Source organism: Streptomyces sp. NPDC127038 (assembly GCF_042725875.1).
Lineage (GTDB): Bacteria > Actinomycetota > Actinomycetes > Streptomycetales > Streptomycetaceae > Streptomyces.
This window is the reverse complement of sequence record NZ_JBHXDQ010000014.1, coordinates 1-18,105: the sequence shown is the minus strand read 5'-3', so window position 1 is coordinate 18,105 and position 18,105 is coordinate 1. Positions and strand designations below refer to the sequence as shown.

The window sequence follows — 18,105 nt, the reverse complement described above, 5'->3', positions numbered from 1 at the left end:
CTCACCCCTGGGCCCTGGTCCGGCCCGTACCCGTGCCCCCTGGGCCCCGGCGCCCAGTTCCTAGGCGTGGTGCCTTCGGCCCCACACGTAGACGTGGTCGCCCTTGCCGAGCACCTTCCAGAGCCCGCGGGCGTCCGCGAGCCGCAGGTTCACGCAGCCCATCGAGCCGCCGCGGGTGCGGATGCTGCCGCGGACGGCGTGGAAGGCCTGCCCGCCGCTGAAGAACTGGGCGTACGGCATGGGGCTGTTGTAGAGGGTCGACCAGTGGTGCAGGTGGCGCCAGTAGATCCTGAACCAGCCCGTACGCGTGGGGTGCCTGACCCCGCCGCTGCGCATCGGCACCGGGCCGAACAGGATCCGGCCCCGCTGCTGCACCCAGGTGCGCTGGTGCGAGAGATCGACGCAGGCGACCCGGTACGAGCGGACCGGGCAGCCACGGAACGTCCGGGCACGGGCCCGGTCCGCCGCTCCGGGGATCCCGGCGGCGGGCTCGACGCCGTGCTTCTCCTGGAACGCGCCGGCCGCCCGGCAGTCCGCCGCCGACGGCTTCCCGTCCGCCCTCGGCCTCAGCCATCGCCCGGCCCGCCGCCGATACGGCCCGCCATGCCCCTCGCACACCGGCTCGGCCCGCTCCGATCCCGATCCCGAGCCGGAGCCGGATTCGGGACGGGAGGACCCGTCGCCGACCGGCCTGTCCCCGCCGGGTGCCGAGCCGTCCGGCCCGGAGCGCCCGTGCCCGAACCGGTCGGACACCGGACCACCCCGCCCGGACCCTTCGGACACCGGCCCGCCCCGTCCGAACCGGTCGGACACCGGCCCGCTCCGCCCGAACCCGTCGGACAGCGGTCCGGCCGGCCAGGAGCCGGTGGGTGGGGGCAGGACCCGTACCGGCAGGTCCGGCGCGAACGTGGCCGGTGCGCGGCCCGACCCGGGAGCGCCCCGCAGGCTCCGCCCCGTGGCGGGGCCGCCCGCGGCCGTCGGCAGTATCCGCCCGCCCGGGGTGTCCCCCGGCCAGGCCGCACGCGGCCCCCGCGCCGTACCGGACCACGGGGCACCCGCGTGTCCGGAGGGAGGCGGCAGCGGAGCGGACACGGCCGCCACCGTTCCGACGGGCACGGCCGCCACCGCCGCCAGCAGCACCGCGATCCCCCGGCAAGCCCTTCGTCTGCTCATCACGCGAACAGACATACGCAACATCACACGCGCCCGGCCCGCGCCGCGCGCAAAGGGTCCCCCGATCTGTGCAACGCCTCCGACCTGCCGGGTCAGGGCCCGTCGACGGTGTCCCGCCAGGCCGCGGGGAGCGCCTCGGCCACGTCGTGGGCCCCGGCCGGGGCACCGTCCGCGGCGAAGCGGCCCGCCAGTCCGTGCAGATACGCGGCCACGCTTCCCGCGTCGAGCGCGGAGAGCCCCGAGGCGAGCAGCGACCCCGCGAGGCCCGACAGCACGTCCCCGCTCCCCGCGGTGGCCAGCCACGCCGTCCCGGTGGCGTTCACCCGCACCGCTCCGCCGGTCGGACCGGCGACCAGGGTCGTCGCCCCCTTGAGGAGGACCGTCGCCCCGTACAGCCCCGCCAGCTCCCGTACGGCGGCCAGCCTGGCCTCCTCCACCGCCTCCCGGGCGATGCCCAGCAGCGCGGCGGCCTCCCCGGCGTGCGGGGTCAGCAGCGTCGGCGCGCTGCGGGCCCGTACGGCCCCCCGGTCGGCGAGCCGCAGCCCGTCCGCGTCCACCAGCACCGGCACGTCCACCTCCAGCACCTCCGCGACCGCCGAGGCGTCGTCCCCGGCGCCGGGGCCCACCACCCAGGCCTGCACCCGGCCCGCCTTGGACGGCCCGGAGCCGGAGACCAGCGTCTCGGGGAAACGCGCGAGGACGGCTTCCGCTGCGGGCCCGACGTACCGCACCGCACCGGCCCCGCCGCGCAGCGCCCCGGCCACGGCGAGCACCGCCGCCCCGGGGTAGCGGGCGGACCCGGCGGCGATCCCGACGACACCGCGCCGGTACTTGTCGCTCTCCGCGCCCGGGAACGGCAGCCGGGCCGCGACGTCGCGGTGCTGGAGCGCCTCCAGATCGGCGGGGTCCGGCAGATCGAGCCCGATGTCGACGAGCCGTACGGATCCGGCGTACCCGCGCGCCGGATCGACGAGCAGCCCCGGCTTGTGGGTGCCGAAGGTGACGGTGAGGTCGGCGCGGACGGCGGGGCCGAGCACCTCTCCGGTGTCCGCCTCGACCCCGCTCGGGAGGTCGACGGCGACGACGGCGGCGCGGGAGGCGTCCGCGAGGGCGGCGAGCCGTGCCGCCTCGGGCCGCAGGCCGCCCTTGCCGCCGATCCCCACGATGCCGTCGACCACGAGGTCGGCGTGGCGCAGCAGGGGTTCGGCGGCGGCGGGCGCGGCCGTGGTGCCTCCGGCGCGCAGCAGCGCCGTCAGTCCCCCCGGGTGGGTCCGCTCGGGGGCGAGCAGCACCGCGGTGACACCCGCGCCGCGCCGGGCCAGGCGCGCCCCGGCGTAGAGGGCGTCGCCGCCGTTGTCCCCGCTGCCCACCAGCAGGACCACCCGGCGGCCGTACACCCGGCCCAGCAGGTCGGCGCAGGCGGCGGCGAGTCCGGCGGCCGCCCGCTGCATCAACGCCCCCTCGGGGAGCCGTGCCATCAGCTCCCGTTCGGCGGCTCTCACGGTCTCCACGCTGTACGCAGTACGCATGGTGCCGAGTCTCCCGCACGGGCCCACCCCGTGCCCGCTCCCGGCACCCGGCACCCGGCACCCGGCACCGTGTCACGCGGGTCGGCGCGGCTCCCCGCCGGGAATCCGTGTCACGCGGGCCCGCGCGGCTCCGCACCGGGAGCCCGTCTCACCCGGCCCGCGCGGCTCCGTACCGGCCGGCCCGCCGGGCACGGCCCGCGTCAGCCCTCCGCCACGACCACGGCCGAGGCCACCCCGGCGTCGTGACTGAGCGACACGTGCCAGGAGCAGACGCCCAGTTCGGCCGCGCGGGCCGCCACCGTGCCCTTCACCCGCAGCCGCGGCCGGCCGCTGTCCTCGACGTAGACCTCGGCGTCCGTCCAGTACAGCCCGGCCGGGGCGCCCAGCGCCTTGGCGAGCGCCTCCTTCGCCGCGAAGCGGGCCGCGAGCGAGGCGATGCCCCGCCGTTCGCCGCTGGGCAGCAGCAACTCGCTCTCCACGAAAAGGCGTTCGGCCAGTCCGGGCGTACGCTCAAGCGACGCCCGGAACCGGTCGATCTCGGCCACGTCGATACCGACCCCGATGATGCTCATGCCGGAACCCTAGAGGGCGGGGCCGCCCCGGGGCCTCATCCGGCCGGGCCGCTCACTCCACCGTCACGGACTTCGCCAGGTTGCGCGGCTGGTCCACCTCGTTGCCCCGGGCCGTCGCCAGTTCGCAGGCGAACACCTGGAGCGGAACCGTCGACACCAGCGGCTGGAGCAGCGTCGGCGTGGCCGGGATGCGGATGAGGTGGTCGGCGTACGGGACGACCGCCTCGTCGCCCTCCTCCGCGATGACGATCGTGCGGGCGCCCCTGGCCCGGATCTCCTGGATGTTGGAGACGATCTTGTCGTGCAGCACCGAGCGCCCGCGCGGCGACGGGGCCACGACCACGACCGGCATGTCCGCCTCGATCAGGGCGATCGGCCCGTGCTTGAGCTCCCCGGCGGCGAAGCCCTCGGCGTGCATGTACGCCAGCTCCTTGAGCTTCAGCGCGCCTTCCAGCGCGACCGGGTAGCCGACGTGCCGGCCGAGGAACAGGACGGTGTTCTTGGAGGCGAGGGAGCGCGCGAGCTCCCGTACGGGCTCCATGGTCTCCAGGACCCGCTCGACCTCGCGGGAGATGCGGGACAGCTCCCGGATGACGGCCTGGATCTCGTCGCCCCACTTGGTGCCGCGCACCTGGCCCAGGTACAGCGCCACCAGATAGCAGGCCACCAGCTGGGTGAGGAACGCCTTGGTGGAGGCGACGGCGACCTCGGGTCCCGCGTGCGTGTACAGCACCGCGTCGGACTCGCGCGGGATCGTCGAGCCGTTGGTGTTGCAGATCGCCAGCACCCTCGCGCCCTGCTCGCGGGCGTGCCGCAGGGCCATCAGCGTGTCCATGGTCTCGCCGGACTGCGAGATGGCGATGACGAGCGTCTGCCGGTCCAGGATCGGGTCCCGGTAGCGGAACTCGCTGGCCAGCTCGACCTCGCACGGGATGCGGGTCCAGTGCTCGATGGCGTACTTGGCGATCAGCCCGGCGTGGAAGGCGGTGCCGCAGGCGACGATGACGACCTTGTCGGCCTCGCGCAGCGCCCGTACCGGGATGCGCACCTCGTCGAGGGTCAGCGAACCGGCCGCGTCGATCCGCCCCAGCAGGGTGTCGGCGACCGCCTTGGGCTGCTCGGCGATCTCCTTGAGCATGAAGTAGTCGTAGCCGCCCTTCTCCGCCGCCGACGCGTCCCAGTCGACGTGGTACGAGCGGACGTCGGCGGGAGCGCCGTCGAACCCGGTGACGGTCACGCCGTCCCGGCGCAGTTCGACCACCTGGTCCTGTCCCAGTTCGATCGCCGACCGGGTGTGGGCGATGAACGCGGCGACGTCCGAGGCGAGGAACGCCTCGCCCTCGCCGACGCCGACCACCAGCGGTGAGTTGCGACGCGCGCCGACCACCACGTCCGGCTCGTCGGCGTCCACCGCGACCAGCGTGAACGCGCCCTCCAGACGCCGGCACACCAGCCGCATCGCCTCCGCCAGGTCCGCGCACGAGGAGTACTCCTCGGCGAGCAGATGGGCGACCACCTCGGTGTCCGTCTCCGAGGCCAGGTCGTGCCCCCGCTCGGCCAGTTCGGCGCGCAGCAGGGCGAAGTTCTCGATGATGCCGTTGTGGACGACGGCGACGCGGCCGGCGTTGTCCAGATGGGGATGGGCGTTGGCGTCCGTGGGGCCGCCGTGGGTGGCCCAGCGGGTGTGCCCGATCCCCGTCGTCCCGGCCGGCAGCGGTCTGCCGGCCAGCTCCTTCTCCAGGTTGACCAGTTTCCCGGCCTTCTTCGCGACGGCGAGTCCCCCGTCCGCCAGGACGGCGACACCCGCCGAGTCGTATCCCCGGTACTCGAGCCTCTTCAGTCCGGCCATCACCACGTCGAGCGCCGGCTGCGACCCCACATATCCCACGATTCCGCACATGGCGGCAGCGTACGGTCCGACGGCCTCCCGAATCCGGCTCACCGTGCCCGATATCGGAAATTCGGGCCGCCTTCGGGAGACGCCCGCGGGCTCCGGGACTCCGGGCGTGTCACCCGGCGTGACGGACCCCACCCTCCATCCCGTCCATACTCCCGTAACAATGGACTGTGATCTCTCCGGTCTCCTCGTTGCCGCGGAGCGCCCACCGGTCCAAGCCGGAGGCGACTCCCTACGTCGACCTCACCCGTGCCGAGTGGAGCGCGCTGCGCGAAAAGACGCCGCTCCCGCTGAACGCCGAGGAGGTCGAGAAGCTGCGCGGTCTGGGCGATGTCATCGACCTCGACGAGGTGCGGGACATCTATCTGCCGCTGTCGCGGCTGCTGAACCTGTACGTCGGCGCCACCGACGGGCTCAGAGGCGCGCTGAACACCTTCCTGGGCGAGAAGGGCTCGCAGTCCGGGACCCCGTTCGTCATAGGGGTCGCCGGCTCCGTGGCCGTCGGCAAGTCCACCGTCGCCCGCCTGCTCCAGGCCCTGCTCTCCCGCTGGCCCGAGCACCCCCGCGTCGAGCTGGTCACCACGGACGGCTTCCTGCTCCCCACCAAGGACCTGGAGGCGCGCGGGATGATGTCCCGCAAGGGCTTCCCCGAGTCGTACGACCGCCGGGCCCTGACCCGGTTCGTCGCGGACATCAAGGCGGGCAAGGACGAGGTGACGGCGCCCGTCTACTCGCACCTGATCTACGACATCGTGCCGGGCGAGCGGCTCACGGTCCGCCGTCCCGACATCCTCATCGTCGAGGGCCTGAACGTGCTCCAGCCGGCGCTGCCGGGCAAGGACGGGCGCACCCGGGTCGGCCTCGCGGACTACTTCGACTTCAGCGTGTACGTCGACGCGCGCCCCGAGGACATCGAGCGCTGGTACCTCAACCGCTTCCGCAAGCTGCGCGCGACGGCCTTCCAGAAGCCCGACTCGTACTTCCGCAGGTACACCCAGGTCTCCGAGGAGGAGGCCCTGGACTACGCCCGTACGACCTGGCGCACCATCAACAGGCCGAACCTGCTGGAGAACGTGGCACCCACCCGCGGCCGGGCGACCCTGGTCGTCCGCAAGGGCCCGGACCACAAGGTCCAACGCCTGAGCCTGCGCAAGCTGTAGTCCGGCGGCCGCCGCCGCGCGGCCGGCGACTACCCTGCGGCCATGCTGCACCTGCGCCTGATCACGCCCTCGGACAGGACCGACGACGTCGTCCGCCTGATCGAGGAGACCGTCGGCACCACTCACCTCGTCGTCCTTCCCGGCGCCGCCCGCAACCCGGCGGGAGACGTCGTCATGTGCGACGTCGCCCGGGAGGCGGGTGACGAACTCATCGGCGGCCTGCGCGGCCTGGGCATCGACCGTACGGGCTCGATCGCGGTCGAGGACATCGACCTGTCGCTGTCGAAGCGGGCCGACCGGGCCGAGGAGGAGGCCCCGGGCGAGGGCGCGGACGCGGTGCTGTGGGAGCACCTGGAGGAGGCCACGCACGAGGAGTCGACGCTGTCGGTCACCTACGTCGCCTTCATCACGATCGCCACGATGATCGCCGCGTGCGGTGTGGTGCTCGACAACGCGGTACTGATCGTGGGCGCCATGGCCGTGGGGCCGGAGTTCGGCCCGCTGGCCGGGCTGTGCACGGCGATGGTGCAGCGCGGCGGACGCCTCGCCCTGCGTTCCCTGACGGCGCTGCTGGCCGGCTTCGCGATCGCCATGGCGGCGACGGTGCTCTTCAGCCTCTTCATGGACGGGGTGGGCCTGTTCAGCGAGGCGAAGCTGGAAGGCGCGCGCCCCAACACCGGGTTCGTCTACGCCCCGGACTGGTTCTCCTTCGTCGTCGCGGTGCTCGCGGGCGTCGCCGGGATACTGTCGCTGACCTCGGCGAAGTCCGGGGCCCTGGTCGGGGTCGCGATCTCCGTGACGACGGTCCCGGCGGCCGCGAACGCCGCGGTGGCCCTCAGCTACGGCGACATGGGCCAGACCTGGGGCTCCACCAAGCAGCTGCTGTTCAACCTGCTCGGCATCGTGGTGGCCGGCACGCTCACGCTGATGGCCCAGAAGTGGTTCTGGGCGGCGCAGCGCAAGCGGCAGCCGGCGTAGTTGGAGAGACTCCCGGACATGCGTGAGGCCCGGCGCCCCTGGGGTGCCGGGCCTCACGGTTTCGTGCGGGGCTGCTAGCCGAGGGCCGACTTCACCGCGTCGGCGAGGCGGGCGGCCACCGAGCGGGCGTGGTCGATGTCGGCGGCCTCGACCATGACGCGGACGAGCGGCTCGGTGCCGGAGGGGCGCAGCAGCACCCGTCCGGTGGCGCCGAGCTCCTGCTCGGCGTCGGCCACCGCGGCGGCGAGCTCGGCGGAGGTGCCGACCCGCGTCCGGTCGACGTCGGGGACGTTGATGAGGACCTGCGGCAGCCGCTCCATGACCGAGGCGAGGTCCTTGAGCGTACGGCCGGTCTCGGCGACCCGGGCGGCCAGCAGCAGGCCGGTGAGCGTGCCGTCGCCGGTGGTCGCGTGGTCGAGGACGATGACGTGCCCGGACTGCTCGCCGCCGAGGGCGTAGCCGTGCGCCTTCATCTCCTCAAGGACGTAACGGTCGCCCACCGCCGTCTGGATGAGGGCGACGCCCTCGCGCTCCATGGCGAGCTTGAAGCCCAGGTTGGACATGACCGTCGCGACAACGGTGTCGGAGCGCAGTGCGGAACGCTCCCGCATCGCCAGCGCGAGTACGGCCAGGATCTGGTCGCCGTCGATCTCCTCGCCGGTGTGGTCCACGGCCAGGCAGCGGTCGGCGTCGCCGTCGTGCGCGATGCCGAGGGCCGCGCCGTGCTCGACCACGGCGGCCTTGAGCAGGTCCAGATGGGTGGAGCCGCAGCCGTCGTTGATGTTGAGGCCGTCGGGCGCCGCGCCGATCGTGATGATCTCGGCACCGGCCCGCGCGAAGGCCTCGGGCGAGACGCGGGCGGCCGCGCCGTGCGCCTCGTCCAGGACGACCTTCAGACCGTCGAGCCGGTTCGGGAGGACTCCGATGAGGTGGGCGACGTACTGGTCGAAGCCCTGGTCGTAGGACTTCACACGGCCGACGCCCGAGCCGGTGGGGCGGTCCCAGGGAGCGCCGGTGCGGTGCTCCTCGTAGACGCCCTCGATCCGGTCCTCCAGCTCGTCGGCGAGCTTGTGTCCGCCGCGGGCGAAGAACTTGATGCCGTTGTCGGGCATGGCGTTGTGGCTGGCGGAGAGCATCACGCCGAGGTCGGCGCCGAGCGCCCCGGTGAGATAGGCCACCGCGGGGGTGGGCAGCACGCCGACGCGCAGGACGTCCACACCGGCGCTGGCGAGGCCGGCGACCACGGCCGCCTCCAGGAACTCCCCGGACGCGCGCGGATCCCGCCCCACGACCGCCACGGGCCGGTGGCCTTGGAACGTGCCCGCCTCGGCGAGTACGTGTGCCGCCGCGACCGAGAGCCCGAGCGCGAGCTCGGCCGTCAGATCCGCGTTGGCGACACCACGCACGCCGTCCGTGCCGAAGAGTCGTCCCACTTGTCCTCCTGAGAAAGCTGCAGAGTACGGAAGTCCCCCGCAGGATACGGAGTCATCCGATCACATGAGCCTTTGAGCACCTTGTGCCGTTATACGCCCAACCACTGTGATAAACGAACGCCCCGGCAGCACGATGACCGTGCCGCCGGGGCGTTCGGAGCTACGCGTGACTACGCGCAGAAGCAAGCAGCGAAGATTAACGCTTGCTGTACTGCGGAGCCTTGCGGGCCTTCTTGAGACCGGCCTTCTTGCGCTCGACCGCACGGTCGTCGCGCTTGAGGAAGCCGGCCTTCTTGAGGGCGCCGCGGTTGTTGTCCACGTCGGCCTCGTTCAGCGCGCGGGCCACGCCGAGGCGCAGGGCACCGGCCTGACCGGACACGCCGCCACCCGAGATGCGGGCGATGACGTCGTAGCGGTTGTCGAGCTCGAGCACCTTGAAGGGCTCGTTGACTTCCTGCTGGTGCACCTTGTTGGGGAAGTAGTCCTCAAGGGTGCGGCCGTTGATCTTCCACTTGCCGGTGCCCGGAACGATCCGGACGCGGGCGATGGCGTTCTTCCGACGGCCCAGGCCAGCGGCCGGCTGCGGGTCGCCGAAGCGGCCCGCCAGCGACTCCGAGGTGTACTCGCCCTCGACGGGGACCTCGGACTCGGTGGTGTAGTTCTCGATGTCGACGAGCTCAGTCTCTTCGACCGGCTGCTCAACGGTGGTCTCGGCCACGATTCTCCTCAGATTCTTTTTCGTCTTAGGGGGTGGCCGGAACTACTGCGCGACCTGGGTGATCTCGAACGGGACCGGCTGCTGAGCAGCGTGCGGGTGGTTCTCGCCCGCGTAGACCTTCAGCTTCGAGAGCACCTGACGGCCGAGGGTGTTCTTGGGAACCATGCCCCTGATGGCCTTCTCGACGGCCTTCTCGGGGTTCTTCGCCAGCAGCTCGTCGTAACGGACGGAGCGCAGACCACCCGGGTAACCGGAGTGGCGGTACGCCAGCTTCTGGGTCTTCTTGTTGCCGGACAGGTGCACCTTGTCCGCGTTGATGATGATGACGAAGTCACCAGCGTCGACGTGGGGGGCGTAGATCGGCTTGTGCTTGCCGCGCAGAATGTTCGCAGCAGTGGTCGCCAGACGGCCCAGGACGACATCCTGGGCGTCGATGACGTACCACTGGCGAGTGATGTCGCCGGGCTTGGGGCTGTACGTACGCACGGTCGTAGCCTTCGCTTCTTCAGTGAGTGGGTCCTGACATGGCCACCACGGACGATCACGACAGCCCTGACCGCACTGCGGTGACGCATACCGCGTGCTGGTCGCTGGTCATCGGCCCCGGTGGACCGGTGTAAGGGCCCCTCACGTGAGAATGAGCAAGCCAATACACATAACGAACTGCAAGCTTACCCGCGGTGCCCCGGAAGGGTCAAAACGCGAGTGCTCATGCCCTCGTGGCCCGTCGCTCCCGTCGCTGAGCGACGAAGCGGACCGGTCCGGCGAGCGGCAGCTGACGGTCACGCCTGAGCGCCACCGATGCAGTCATCACACACAGGGTAAAGCAGTCACGGAAGGAACGCCGGGTCACCGCCTGGAGCCAGGGCCAGTCCGCGCCGGGCACCTGCGGCACCAGCGCCAGCCAGAACCAGGGCCCACGGGCCGCCGAGGCGGGGTACGGCAGCCCCGCGAGCAGCAGCGGCACCACGACGAGCAGATAGTGGTCGTACGACGGCCTGGACACCAGGAACGCCGAGAGCATCAGCAGCACCGCGGTCTCGGCGAGCCGCAACGGCCCGGGAACACCCCGCGACCAGCGGCGGTACGCGGCCAGCACCCCGGCGCCCGCGGCCGCGCAGGCGAGCGCGACCGCCACCGGGGACGGCACGCCGAGCCGCGGCAGCACGGCCACCGGAGATGCCTCGTAGAGCCGCACGAAACCGTCGTGGCCGCGCAGCAGGAACGGCAGCGTCCGTGTGACGAACGCCGCAGGATCGGGCATCAGCAGCGCCGCCCCGCCGGACGCCACGGCCGGCACCAGGACCACCCCGGCCAGCGCCCTCCGGCGGCGCGCGAAGAGGAAGAGGAGGGCCACGGGCGCGAGCAGCGGCTTGAGGGCGAGGGCCGCGCCGATGACCACCCCGGCCCACCCCCACCGCTCCCGCGCGGCCAGCAGCAGCGCGAACGGCAGCGCCGCCGCCGCGGTCACGGTCCAGTTGCCGAGCGCCACCAGATGCCCGAACGGCGCGAAGCCCAGCGCGAGCACCACGGGCCCCAGCACCCCGAGCCGGCTGCGCCACGGCACCCCGTGGACGCGCAGCGCGCAGAGCCAGCCCGCCAGCAGCAGCACGGTCACCGTCAGCGGGACCAGCACCCGGAGCGCGTACGGGGGCAGCAGGGTCTGCGGGACCGCCGCGAGCACCGCGCTCGGAAGATAGAGGAAGTGCCGGTCCGCGTACGGCGAACCGCCGTTCAGCCAGGTCCGCGCCGCCCGCACGACGATCGCGTTGTCCATGCCCCCGTCCGAGGTGCGCAGCGCGACGCCCACGACATGCGCGCCCAGCACCAGCACCGATGCCGCCCACGCGTGCCAGGAGGCCCTACGCACCAACCACCCGGAGATGTCACTTTTGCCCTTGCGCATTCAGATCACGCTAGGGGCTCAAGTGCCCGGTGGAGCTGACCGGCACCCCCCAACCCCCGTCTAAGATGCGGCGCATGAGTTATGGGCAGGGTGGGCAGGGGCAGCCCCCGTGGGACCCCTGGAAGCCGGGGTCTCAGCAAACGCCTCAGTGGAACAACCAGCGTTCCAGCGGGAATCCCGACTGGGCCGCCATGGCGGAGGCTTCCGAAACGCGCAACAAGCGCCGCAAAGTGCTGTTCATCGTGGGCGGGGCCGTGGCCACCGTCGCGGTCGGTGCTGCCGTGGCCATGGCCGTCGCCAACGCCAACGGGAGCAACGACGCCTCCAACCAGCCGTCCAAACTGCCCGCCAGTTCGGACATCCCCGGCGCCACGACACCGGCGCCGTCCTTCGAGCCGACCTCGGCCCCGCCGCCGCTGGACCCGAAGCAGTTCATAGCCAGCGCGCAGAAGGACACCGCGCCGCTGAGCCCGGACATCCTCTTCCCCGGCACGCAGCTCACCATGGGCAACCGCGTGTACCGCAAGGGTCCGACGGCCGACACGAAGAACTGCGCCTCGGCCGCGAAGGGCACGCTGCCGCCGGTCCTCACCAAGGACGGCTGCACCCGCTTCATGCGGGTCACCTACGTCAAGGACGGGGTGGCGGTGACGGTCGGCGTCGCGGTCTTCGACACCGAGGCCCAGGCGAGCAAGGCCAAGGCCGACGCGGACAGCAAGAGCATCATCGCCTCGCTCCCCGGCAACGGCATCAAGGCGTTCTGCAACGCGGCGGTCTGCCGCTCGACCACCAACGCCTACGGCCGTTACGCCTACTTCACGCTCGCCGGGTTCACCGACGGCAAGGACGTGACGACGAAGGACACCGCCGTGTTCACCACCGGCGACGATCTCGCGGAGTTCGCGTTCCGCCAGATCAGCCGGCGCGGCCAGGCCCAGGCGTCGGCCGCGGCCAACCAGTAGCGCTCCGGGACGGCGGCCGGCGACGATCCGGCCGCCCCCCGGACTCCGCACGCCCCCCGGACTCCGCACGCTGCCCGGACTGCGTACGTCGCCGGATTCCGCACGCCGCCCGACGGCCGCTCAGCGGCGCCGATCCGGCCCGGAACCGGGCCCGGTGACCGGGCGTCAGCAGGAATCGCACCCGGCGGCACCGGGCAACGTCCGCTTGTTCCGGGCCTCTTTGCTCCGCGCGGCCAGCAACTCGTCGGCGGGGTAGCCGACTTCCTCCAGCGTCAGCCCGTGCGGCCGTACGACGTGGACGGCCGAGTCCCGTACGCCGGCGGCCAGCACCTTGCCCGGCCACTCCGGCCCGCGGTGCCCGTCCCCCACGAACAGCAGCGCCCCGATCAGCGACCGCACCATGTTGTGGCAGAAGGCGTCGGCCCGCACGGTGGCGGTGACGACCCCGTCCTCGCCCCGCACCAGGCTCAGTTGCTGGAGCGTGCGGATGGTCGTGGCGCCCTCGCGCTTCTTGCAGTAGGCGGCGAAGTCGTGCTCCCCCAGCAGCGCCCGGGCCGCCTCGTTCATGGCGTCCACGTCCAACGGCCAGTCGTGCCACAGGACATGACTGCGCAGCAGCGGATCGACACCGCCCGGCTCGTCGGTCACGCGATAGGCGTAGCGCCGCCAGATCGCCGAGAACCGCGCGTTGAAACCGGCGGGCGCCTCGGTGAGCGACCACACGCGCACGTCCTTGGGCAGCCGTCCGGCCAGCCGCTTCAGCAGCTTCTCCCGGTGCTCGGCCCACAGTGCGTCCGGCAGGTCGACATGGGCGACCTGGCCGCGCGCGTGCACCCCGGCGTCGGTCCGCCCGGCCACGGTCAGCTCGTACGTGGTGTCCCTCGTCCGCGTCACCGTCCGCAGGGCGTCCTCGATCTCGCCCTGCACGGTCCGGCGCCCGCCGGCCTGCCGGGCCCACCCGGAGAACTCGGTCCCGTCGTACGACAGGTCCAACCGCACCCGGACGAACCCGGGCTCCGCTTCGTCACTCACACCTAGATCCTCTCAAGCCCGGGACCGTGCCCGGGTACGCGAAAGCGGGCCCGCCCCCGAAGGGACGGACCCGCTCACAGCAAGGCAGTGCCTCAGGCGTCCTTCGACTCCTCGGCGGGAGCCTCGACGGCGTCCTCGACCTTGGTGTCCTCGACCTTGGCCGGGGCCTCGGTCTCCTTGGCGGCACGCTTGGTGGCGGCCTCGGCCTCACCGGTGGCCTGCTGGGCCACGGTCAGGGCCTCCACCAGCTCGATGACGGCCATGGGCGCGTTGTCGCCACGGCGGTTACCGATCTTGGTGATACGGGTGTAACCACCCGGGCGGTTCTCGTAGCGCGGGCCGATCTCGGTGAAGAGCGTGTGCACGATGCTCTTGTCCGTGATCACCGAGAGCACCTGGCGGCGGTTGTGAAGGTCACCCTTCTTCGCCTTGGTGACCAGACGCTCCGCGTAGGGACGCAGGCGACGGGCCTTGGCCTCGGTGGTGGTGATGCGGCCGTGCTCGAAGAGCGACTTCGCGAGGTTCGCGAGGAGCAGCTTCTCGTGCGCGGCGCTGCCGCCCAGACGGGCACCCTTGGCGGGCTTCGGCATTGTTTCTCCTAGGTGTCTGCCCCGGCCGTACTAGGTACCGAGGTCAGTGTCCGAGCGGGCGATCGCCCGTCGAAGATCCGACAAGCCCCAAAGGGGCGAGTCGGAGGGGGCGCGGGGCGGTGTCCATCTGCGACTCCGTCGCGGGGTCGCGATCAAGCACAGCGCACCCGCACCCAGGAACCGGTAGTCGGCTCCGAGCTCTTAGTACTGCTCGGTCTCGACGAAGCCGGCGTCCGCGTCGTCGTCGGCGCCGAAGGCGTCGGCGGCGGCGGTCGGGTCGAATCCGGGCGGGCTGTCCTTGAGGGCCAGGCCCATGCCGGCCAGCTTCGCCTTGACCTCGTCGATGGACTTCGCACCGAAGTTGCGGATGTCCAGGAGGTCGGCCTCGGAGCGGGCGACGAGCTCACCCACGGAGTGGATGCCCTCACGCTTGAGGCAGTTGTACGACCGAACGGTGAGCTCGAGCTCCTCGATCGGCAGGGCGAGATCAGCGGCGAGGGCGGCGTCCGTGGGGGACGGGCCCATGTCGATGCCCTCGGCGTCGATGTTGAGCTCACGGGCCAGACCGAACAGCTCGACCAGGGTCTTGCCGGCCGACGCCATGGCGTCACGGGGACGCATGGCCTGCTTGGTCTCGACGTCGACGATCAGCTTGTCGAAGTCGGTGCGCTGCTCGACACGGGTCGCCTCGACCTTGTACGTGACCTTCAGCACCGGCGAGTAGATCGAGTCGACCGGGATGCGCCCGATCTCCTGACCGACCTGCTTGTTCTGAACGGCGGAGACGTAGCCGCGACCGCGCTCGACGGTCAGCTCCATCTCCAGCTTGCCCTTGCCGTTGAGCGTGGCGAGGACGAGGTCGGGGTTGTGGACCTCGACACCGGCCGGGGGCGCGATGTCGGCGGCGGTGACCAGACCCGGGCCCTGCTTGCGCAGGTACATCACGACCGGCTCGTCGTGCTCCGAGGAGACGACCAGCTGCTTGATGTTGAGGATCAGGTCGGTGACGTCCTCCTTGACGCCCGGCACGGTGGTGAACTCGTGCAGGACACCGTCGATGCGGATGCTGGTGACAGCGGCTCCGGGGATCGACGAGAGGAGGGTGCGGCGCAGGGAGTTGCCGAGGGTGTAGCCGAAGCCCGGCTCCAGCGGCTCGATCACGAACCGGGAGCGGAATTCGTCGACGACCTCTTCGGTCAACGAGGGGCGCTGAGCGATCAGCATGTGGTGATCAGATCCTTCATTCGTGGACGCCCGCTATTTGACGCCCGACAAAACCTGGCCTCCGAAGAGACCGGGTACAGCAAGGGTACGGGCGATACGGCCCTTTTACGGAGCCGTACCGCCCGAAAACCTCTGTCCAGCACAGGGCCGTCGAGATCGACGACCGAGCGGCCGTGCGTCAGACGCGGCGGCGCTTCGGCGGACGGCAGCCGTTGTGCGGGGTGGGGGTGACGTCCTGGATGGAGCCGACCTCGAGGCCAGTGGCCTGGAGGGAGCGGATCGCGGTCTCGCGACCGGAGCCCGGGCCCTTCACGAAGACGTCAACCTTGCGCATGCCGTGCTCCTGCGCGCGACGGGCGGCCGACTCGGCAGCCATCTGCGCGGCGAAGGGGGTGGACTTGCGCGAGCCCTTGAAGCCGACGTGGCCGGCGGAGGCCCAGGAGATCACGTTGCCCGAGGGGTCCGTGATCGAGACGATCGTGTTGTTGAACGTGCTCTTGATGTGAGCGTGCCCGTGAGCGACGTTCTTCTTTTCCTTGCGGCGCACCTTCTTGGCGGCGCCCTGACGACCCTTGGGGGGCATCTGTTTCTCCTACGGGGAGGTGGTCGGTCCTACAGCGAAGACCGCTGATGAAGCGTTGTCCGCTGAGGACTACTTCTTGCCCGGCTTCTTCTTGCCGGCGATGGCGCGACGCGGGCCCTTGCGGGTACGAGCGTTCGTGCTGGTGCGCTGACCGTGAACGGGCAGGCCACGACGGTGGCGCAGACCCTGGTAGCAACCGATCTCCACCTTGCGGCGGATGTCGGCCTGAATCTCGCGACGGAGGTCACCCTCGGTCTTGATGTTGGCGTCCACGTACTCGCGGATCTTGACCAGCTCCTCCTCGGAGAGGTCACGAACGCGCGTGTTGGGGTTCACGCCAGTCTCGGCCAGCGTCTGCTGGGAAAGGGTCCGGCCGATGCCGAACACGTAGGTGAGGGCGACCTCCACACGCTTTTCGCGCGGGATGTCAACACCGGAAACGCGTGCCATTCAATGGCTCCAGTTGTCGTTCGGAGGTCTTCCGCAGAACCGGATCCCGCCCGCCGTCGTCCTCGGATCCAGGGGATCGAGGAGTCGGTACGAACCGGGTCCCCGGCCTCCGACCGGGGGTGTCAGGCCTGATGAGACTCAGCCCTGGATCCTGCGTATGAACATGTACTGCTTGCGTCGCGCGAAGTATCTGCGGGTGCAGAAGGTGCGGTCGTGCGTCAGCCCTGGCGCTGCTTGTGGCGCGGGTTTTCGCAGATGACCATGACCCGACCGTGACGGCGGATCACCCTGCACTTGTCGCAGATCTTCTTGACGCTCGGCTTGACCTTCATTAGGTGAGGTTCTCCGGGTCAGTGCCACCCCCCGTGCCCCGGAACGGGAACACGGAGCAAGGCAAGATCTACTTGTAGCGGTAGACGATCCGGCCGCGCGTCAGGTCGTACGGAGACAACTCCACCACGACCCGGTCGTCAGGGAGGATGCGGATGTAGTGCATGCGCATCTTGCCGCTGATGTGCGCCAGGACCTGGTGGCCGTTCTGGAGCTCCACCTTGAACATCGCGTTCGGAAGAGACTCAACGACAGTGCCCTCGATCTCGATGGCACCTTGCTTCTTGGCCACGCTTTGCCCTTCGAATCGACTACCTTGATCGACTTCGTGCGAGCGCATGCAGACATGCGGGTGCACGAGAGCCGACGAGTCAGTCTACGTCAGGGCCCCCGGAAAGACGAATTGGTCTCCGTCCGCCATCGCTACTCATGACGATGCCCCACCCTTCCGCGCGGTATGCGCGGGGGATGGGGCGGGCCGATCGCACGGCCGTCGAAGAAAGGGAGCGAGCGGAATGCGTCATGTGTTGTCGAACACTGGACCGATATCGTGCGATCCCGCGAACACGCGCGCGGACGGTCAGCCCGCCAGCGGATCCGGCGCCGCCGTGACCCCGTACTCGGCGAGCTTGGCCCGGCCGCAGTCGGGGGCCGTGAGGACCAGCGGACCCTCCGGCGTCAGCGCCACGGAGTGCTCCCAGTGCGAGGACCAGGTCCCGTCCGTGGTGATCACGGTCCAGTCGTCCTCCAGCACCTCGGTCCGCGGTGTGCCGAGCGACACCATCGGCTCGATCGCCAGGCAGAACCCGGGAACCAGCTTCGGCCCCTTGCCCCGCTTGCGCTCGACGTAGTTCAGCAGGTGCGGGTCCATGTGCATCTCGGTGCCGATGCCGTGGCCGCCGTAGTCCTCGACGATCCCGTACTTGCCGCCGCCCGGCTTGGGCTGGCGGCGGATGTACGTCTCGATGGCACGGGAGATGTCGACCAGGCGGTTGCCCACCTTCATGGCCGCGATGCCCGCCCACATCGACTCCTCGGTCACCCGGGAGAGCTCGATCAGCTCCGGGGCGTGGCCGGAGCCCACGAACGCGGTGAAGGCCGCGTCGCCGTGCCAGCCGTCCACGATCGCGCCGGCGTCGATGGAGATGATGTCGCCGTCCTTCAGGACGGTCTTGTCGTCCGGGATGCCGTGGACGACGACCTCGTTGGCCGAGGTGCAGATCGTCGCCGGGAAACCGCCGTACCCGAGGAAGTTCGACTTGGCGCCGTGCTCGTCGAGCACCTTGCGCGCGACCTCGTCCAGATCCCGGGTCGTCGCGCCGGGGACCGCCGCCTCACGCGTGGCCGCATGGATCGCCGCGACGACCAGCCCCGCCTCACGCATCTTGGCGATCTGCTCGGGGGTCTTGATCTGCACCATGGTGGCTGCGGCCTTTCTGGACCGGAACTACGGACTACTCCAACGATACGGGGGACTCGCCCCACCCCGCCCGGGGTCATGGGACCCCGTACCGCACGGGCCGGGCACCCCGCCCGTCCCGCACGTCGGCCGCGGCACCCGGTGAGGG

The 18,105-nt window shown here is 71.1% G+C and carries 19 protein-coding genes; 3 read left to right on the top strand and 16 right to left on the bottom strand.

Annotated features, from left to right (window positions below; all coding sequences use genetic code 11):
• Positions 1-60: 60 nt before the first annotated feature.
• From ACFWI4_RS13365 to glmS, 4 genes are all read right to left on the bottom strand, one after another.
• Positions 61-753: a L,D-transpeptidase gene (locus tag ACFWI4_RS13365; RefSeq protein ID WP_387194719.1), complete on the bottom strand. Its 693-nt coding sequence runs from the start codon at positions 751-753 to the stop codon at positions 61-63.
• A 512-nt stretch (positions 754-1,265) separates the two neighbouring features.
• Positions 1,266-2,702: an NAD(P)H-hydrate dehydratase gene (locus tag ACFWI4_RS13360; protein WP_387194716.1), complete on the bottom strand. Its 1,437-nt coding sequence runs from the start codon at positions 2,700-2,702 to the stop codon at positions 1,266-1,268.
• Between the two features lie 200 nt (positions 2,703-2,902).
• Complete coding sequence (locus ACFWI4_RS13355; protein WP_384789770.1) at positions 2,903-3,274, bottom strand: holo-ACP synthase; 372 nt, start codon at positions 3,272-3,274, stop codon at positions 2,903-2,905.
• Between the two features lie 52 nt (positions 3,275-3,326).
• Positions 3,327-5,174 carry a glutamine--fructose-6-phosphate transaminase (isomerizing) gene (gene glmS, locus ACFWI4_RS13350; RefSeq protein ID WP_387194712.1) on the bottom strand — a complete coding sequence of 616 codons (1,848 nt, stop codon included), beginning with the start codon at positions 5,172-5,174 and terminating at the stop codon, positions 3,327-3,329.
• A 167-nt stretch (positions 5,175-5,341) separates the two neighbouring features.
• Here glmS and coaA point away from each other — a divergent pair, with 167 nt between their 5' ends.
• Positions 5,342-6,331, top strand: a complete 990-nt coding sequence (coaA, locus tag ACFWI4_RS13345) for a type I pantothenate kinase (RefSeq protein WP_385404862.1) — start codon at positions 5,342-5,344, stop codon at positions 6,329-6,331.
• A gap of 42 nt (positions 6,332-6,373) precedes the next feature.
• On the top strand, positions 6,374-7,309 hold the full coding sequence (locus ACFWI4_RS13340) for a DUF389 domain-containing protein (RefSeq protein WP_387194709.1): 936 nt from the start codon (positions 6,374-6,376) through the stop codon (positions 7,307-7,309).
• Positions 7,310-7,383: 74 nt separating this feature from the next.
• Here the strand turns inward: ACFWI4_RS13340 and glmM are convergent, their stop codons facing one another.
• The 4 genes from glmM to ACFWI4_RS13320 all read right to left on the bottom strand — a co-directional run bounded on the left by glmM (position 7,384) and on the right by ACFWI4_RS13320 (position 11,366).
• Positions 7,384-8,742 (bottom strand): phosphoglucosamine mutase, encoded by a 1,359-nt coding sequence (gene glmM, locus ACFWI4_RS13335; protein WP_387194706.1) that lies wholly within the window; start codon positions 8,740-8,742, stop codon positions 7,384-7,386.
• 196 nt (positions 8,743-8,938) lie between these two features.
• On the bottom strand, positions 8,939-9,460 hold the full coding sequence (gene rpsI / locus ACFWI4_RS13330; RefSeq protein WP_037626952.1) for a 30S ribosomal protein S9: 522 nt from the start codon (positions 9,458-9,460) through the stop codon (positions 8,939-8,941).
• Positions 9,461-9,502: 42 nt separating this feature from the next.
• Positions 9,503-9,946 (bottom strand): 50S ribosomal protein L13, encoded by a 444-nt coding sequence (gene rplM / locus ACFWI4_RS13325; RefSeq protein WP_037626954.1) that lies wholly within the window; start codon positions 9,944-9,946, stop codon positions 9,503-9,505.
• A gap of 223 nt (positions 9,947-10,169) precedes the next feature.
• Positions 10,170-11,366 carry a glycosyltransferase family 87 protein gene (locus ACFWI4_RS13320; protein WP_387194702.1) on the bottom strand — a complete coding sequence of 399 codons (1,197 nt, stop codon included), beginning with the start codon at positions 11,364-11,366 and terminating at the stop codon, positions 10,170-10,172.
• Positions 11,367-11,440: 74 nt separating this feature from the next.
• On the opposite strand from ACFWI4_RS13320, the gene ACFWI4_RS13315 reads away from it, so the two are divergent.
• Positions 11,441-12,328 carry a hypothetical protein gene (locus ACFWI4_RS13315; protein WP_387194699.1) on the top strand — a complete coding sequence of 296 codons (888 nt, stop codon included), beginning with the start codon at positions 11,441-11,443 and terminating at the stop codon, positions 12,326-12,328.
• Between the two features lie 165 nt (positions 12,329-12,493).
• Here ACFWI4_RS13315 and truA read toward each other — a convergent pair whose 3' ends face one another.
• The 8 genes from truA to map form a co-directional block, all read right to left on the bottom strand.
• Complete coding sequence (gene truA, locus ACFWI4_RS13310; protein WP_387194696.1) at positions 12,494-13,360, bottom strand: tRNA pseudouridine(38-40) synthase TruA; 867 nt, start codon at positions 13,358-13,360, stop codon at positions 12,494-12,496.
• 92 nt (positions 13,361-13,452) lie between these two features.
• Positions 13,453-13,950: a 50S ribosomal protein L17 gene (rplQ, locus tag ACFWI4_RS13305; protein ID WP_356755684.1), complete on the bottom strand. Its 498-nt coding sequence runs from the start codon at positions 13,948-13,950 to the stop codon at positions 13,453-13,455.
• Between the two features lie 201 nt (positions 13,951-14,151).
• Positions 14,152-15,174 carry a DNA-directed RNA polymerase subunit alpha gene (locus ACFWI4_RS13300; protein ID WP_003966937.1) on the bottom strand — a complete coding sequence of 341 codons (1,023 nt, stop codon included), beginning with the start codon at positions 15,172-15,174 and terminating at the stop codon, positions 14,152-14,154.
• A 178-nt stretch (positions 15,175-15,352) separates the two neighbouring features.
• Positions 15,353-15,757 carry a 30S ribosomal protein S11 gene (gene rpsK, locus ACFWI4_RS13295; RefSeq protein ID WP_003956432.1) on the bottom strand — a complete coding sequence of 135 codons (405 nt, stop codon included), beginning with the start codon at positions 15,755-15,757 and terminating at the stop codon, positions 15,353-15,355.
• Between the two features lie 69 nt (positions 15,758-15,826).
• Positions 15,827-16,207, bottom strand: a complete 381-nt coding sequence (rpsM, locus tag ACFWI4_RS13290; protein WP_060901485.1) for a 30S ribosomal protein S13 — start codon at positions 16,205-16,207, stop codon at positions 15,827-15,829.
• Positions 16,208-16,425: 218 nt separating this feature from the next.
• The gene (gene rpmJ / locus ACFWI4_RS13285; protein WP_003998809.1) at positions 16,426-16,539 is read right to left on the bottom strand and encodes a 50S ribosomal protein L36; all 114 of its coding nucleotides are present in this window, start codon (positions 16,537-16,539) and stop codon (positions 16,426-16,428) included.
• A 68-nt stretch (positions 16,540-16,607) separates the two neighbouring features.
• The gene (infA, locus tag ACFWI4_RS13280; protein ID WP_003948620.1) at positions 16,608-16,829 is read right to left on the bottom strand and encodes a translation initiation factor IF-1; all 222 of its coding nucleotides are present in this window, start codon (positions 16,827-16,829) and stop codon (positions 16,608-16,610) included.
• A 288-nt stretch (positions 16,830-17,117) separates the two neighbouring features.
• Entirely contained in the window at positions 17,118-17,957 is an 840-nt protein-coding gene (map, locus tag ACFWI4_RS13275; RefSeq protein WP_387194692.1) for a type I methionyl aminopeptidase, read from the bottom strand.
• Between the last annotated feature and the right edge of the window lie 148 nt (positions 17,958-18,105).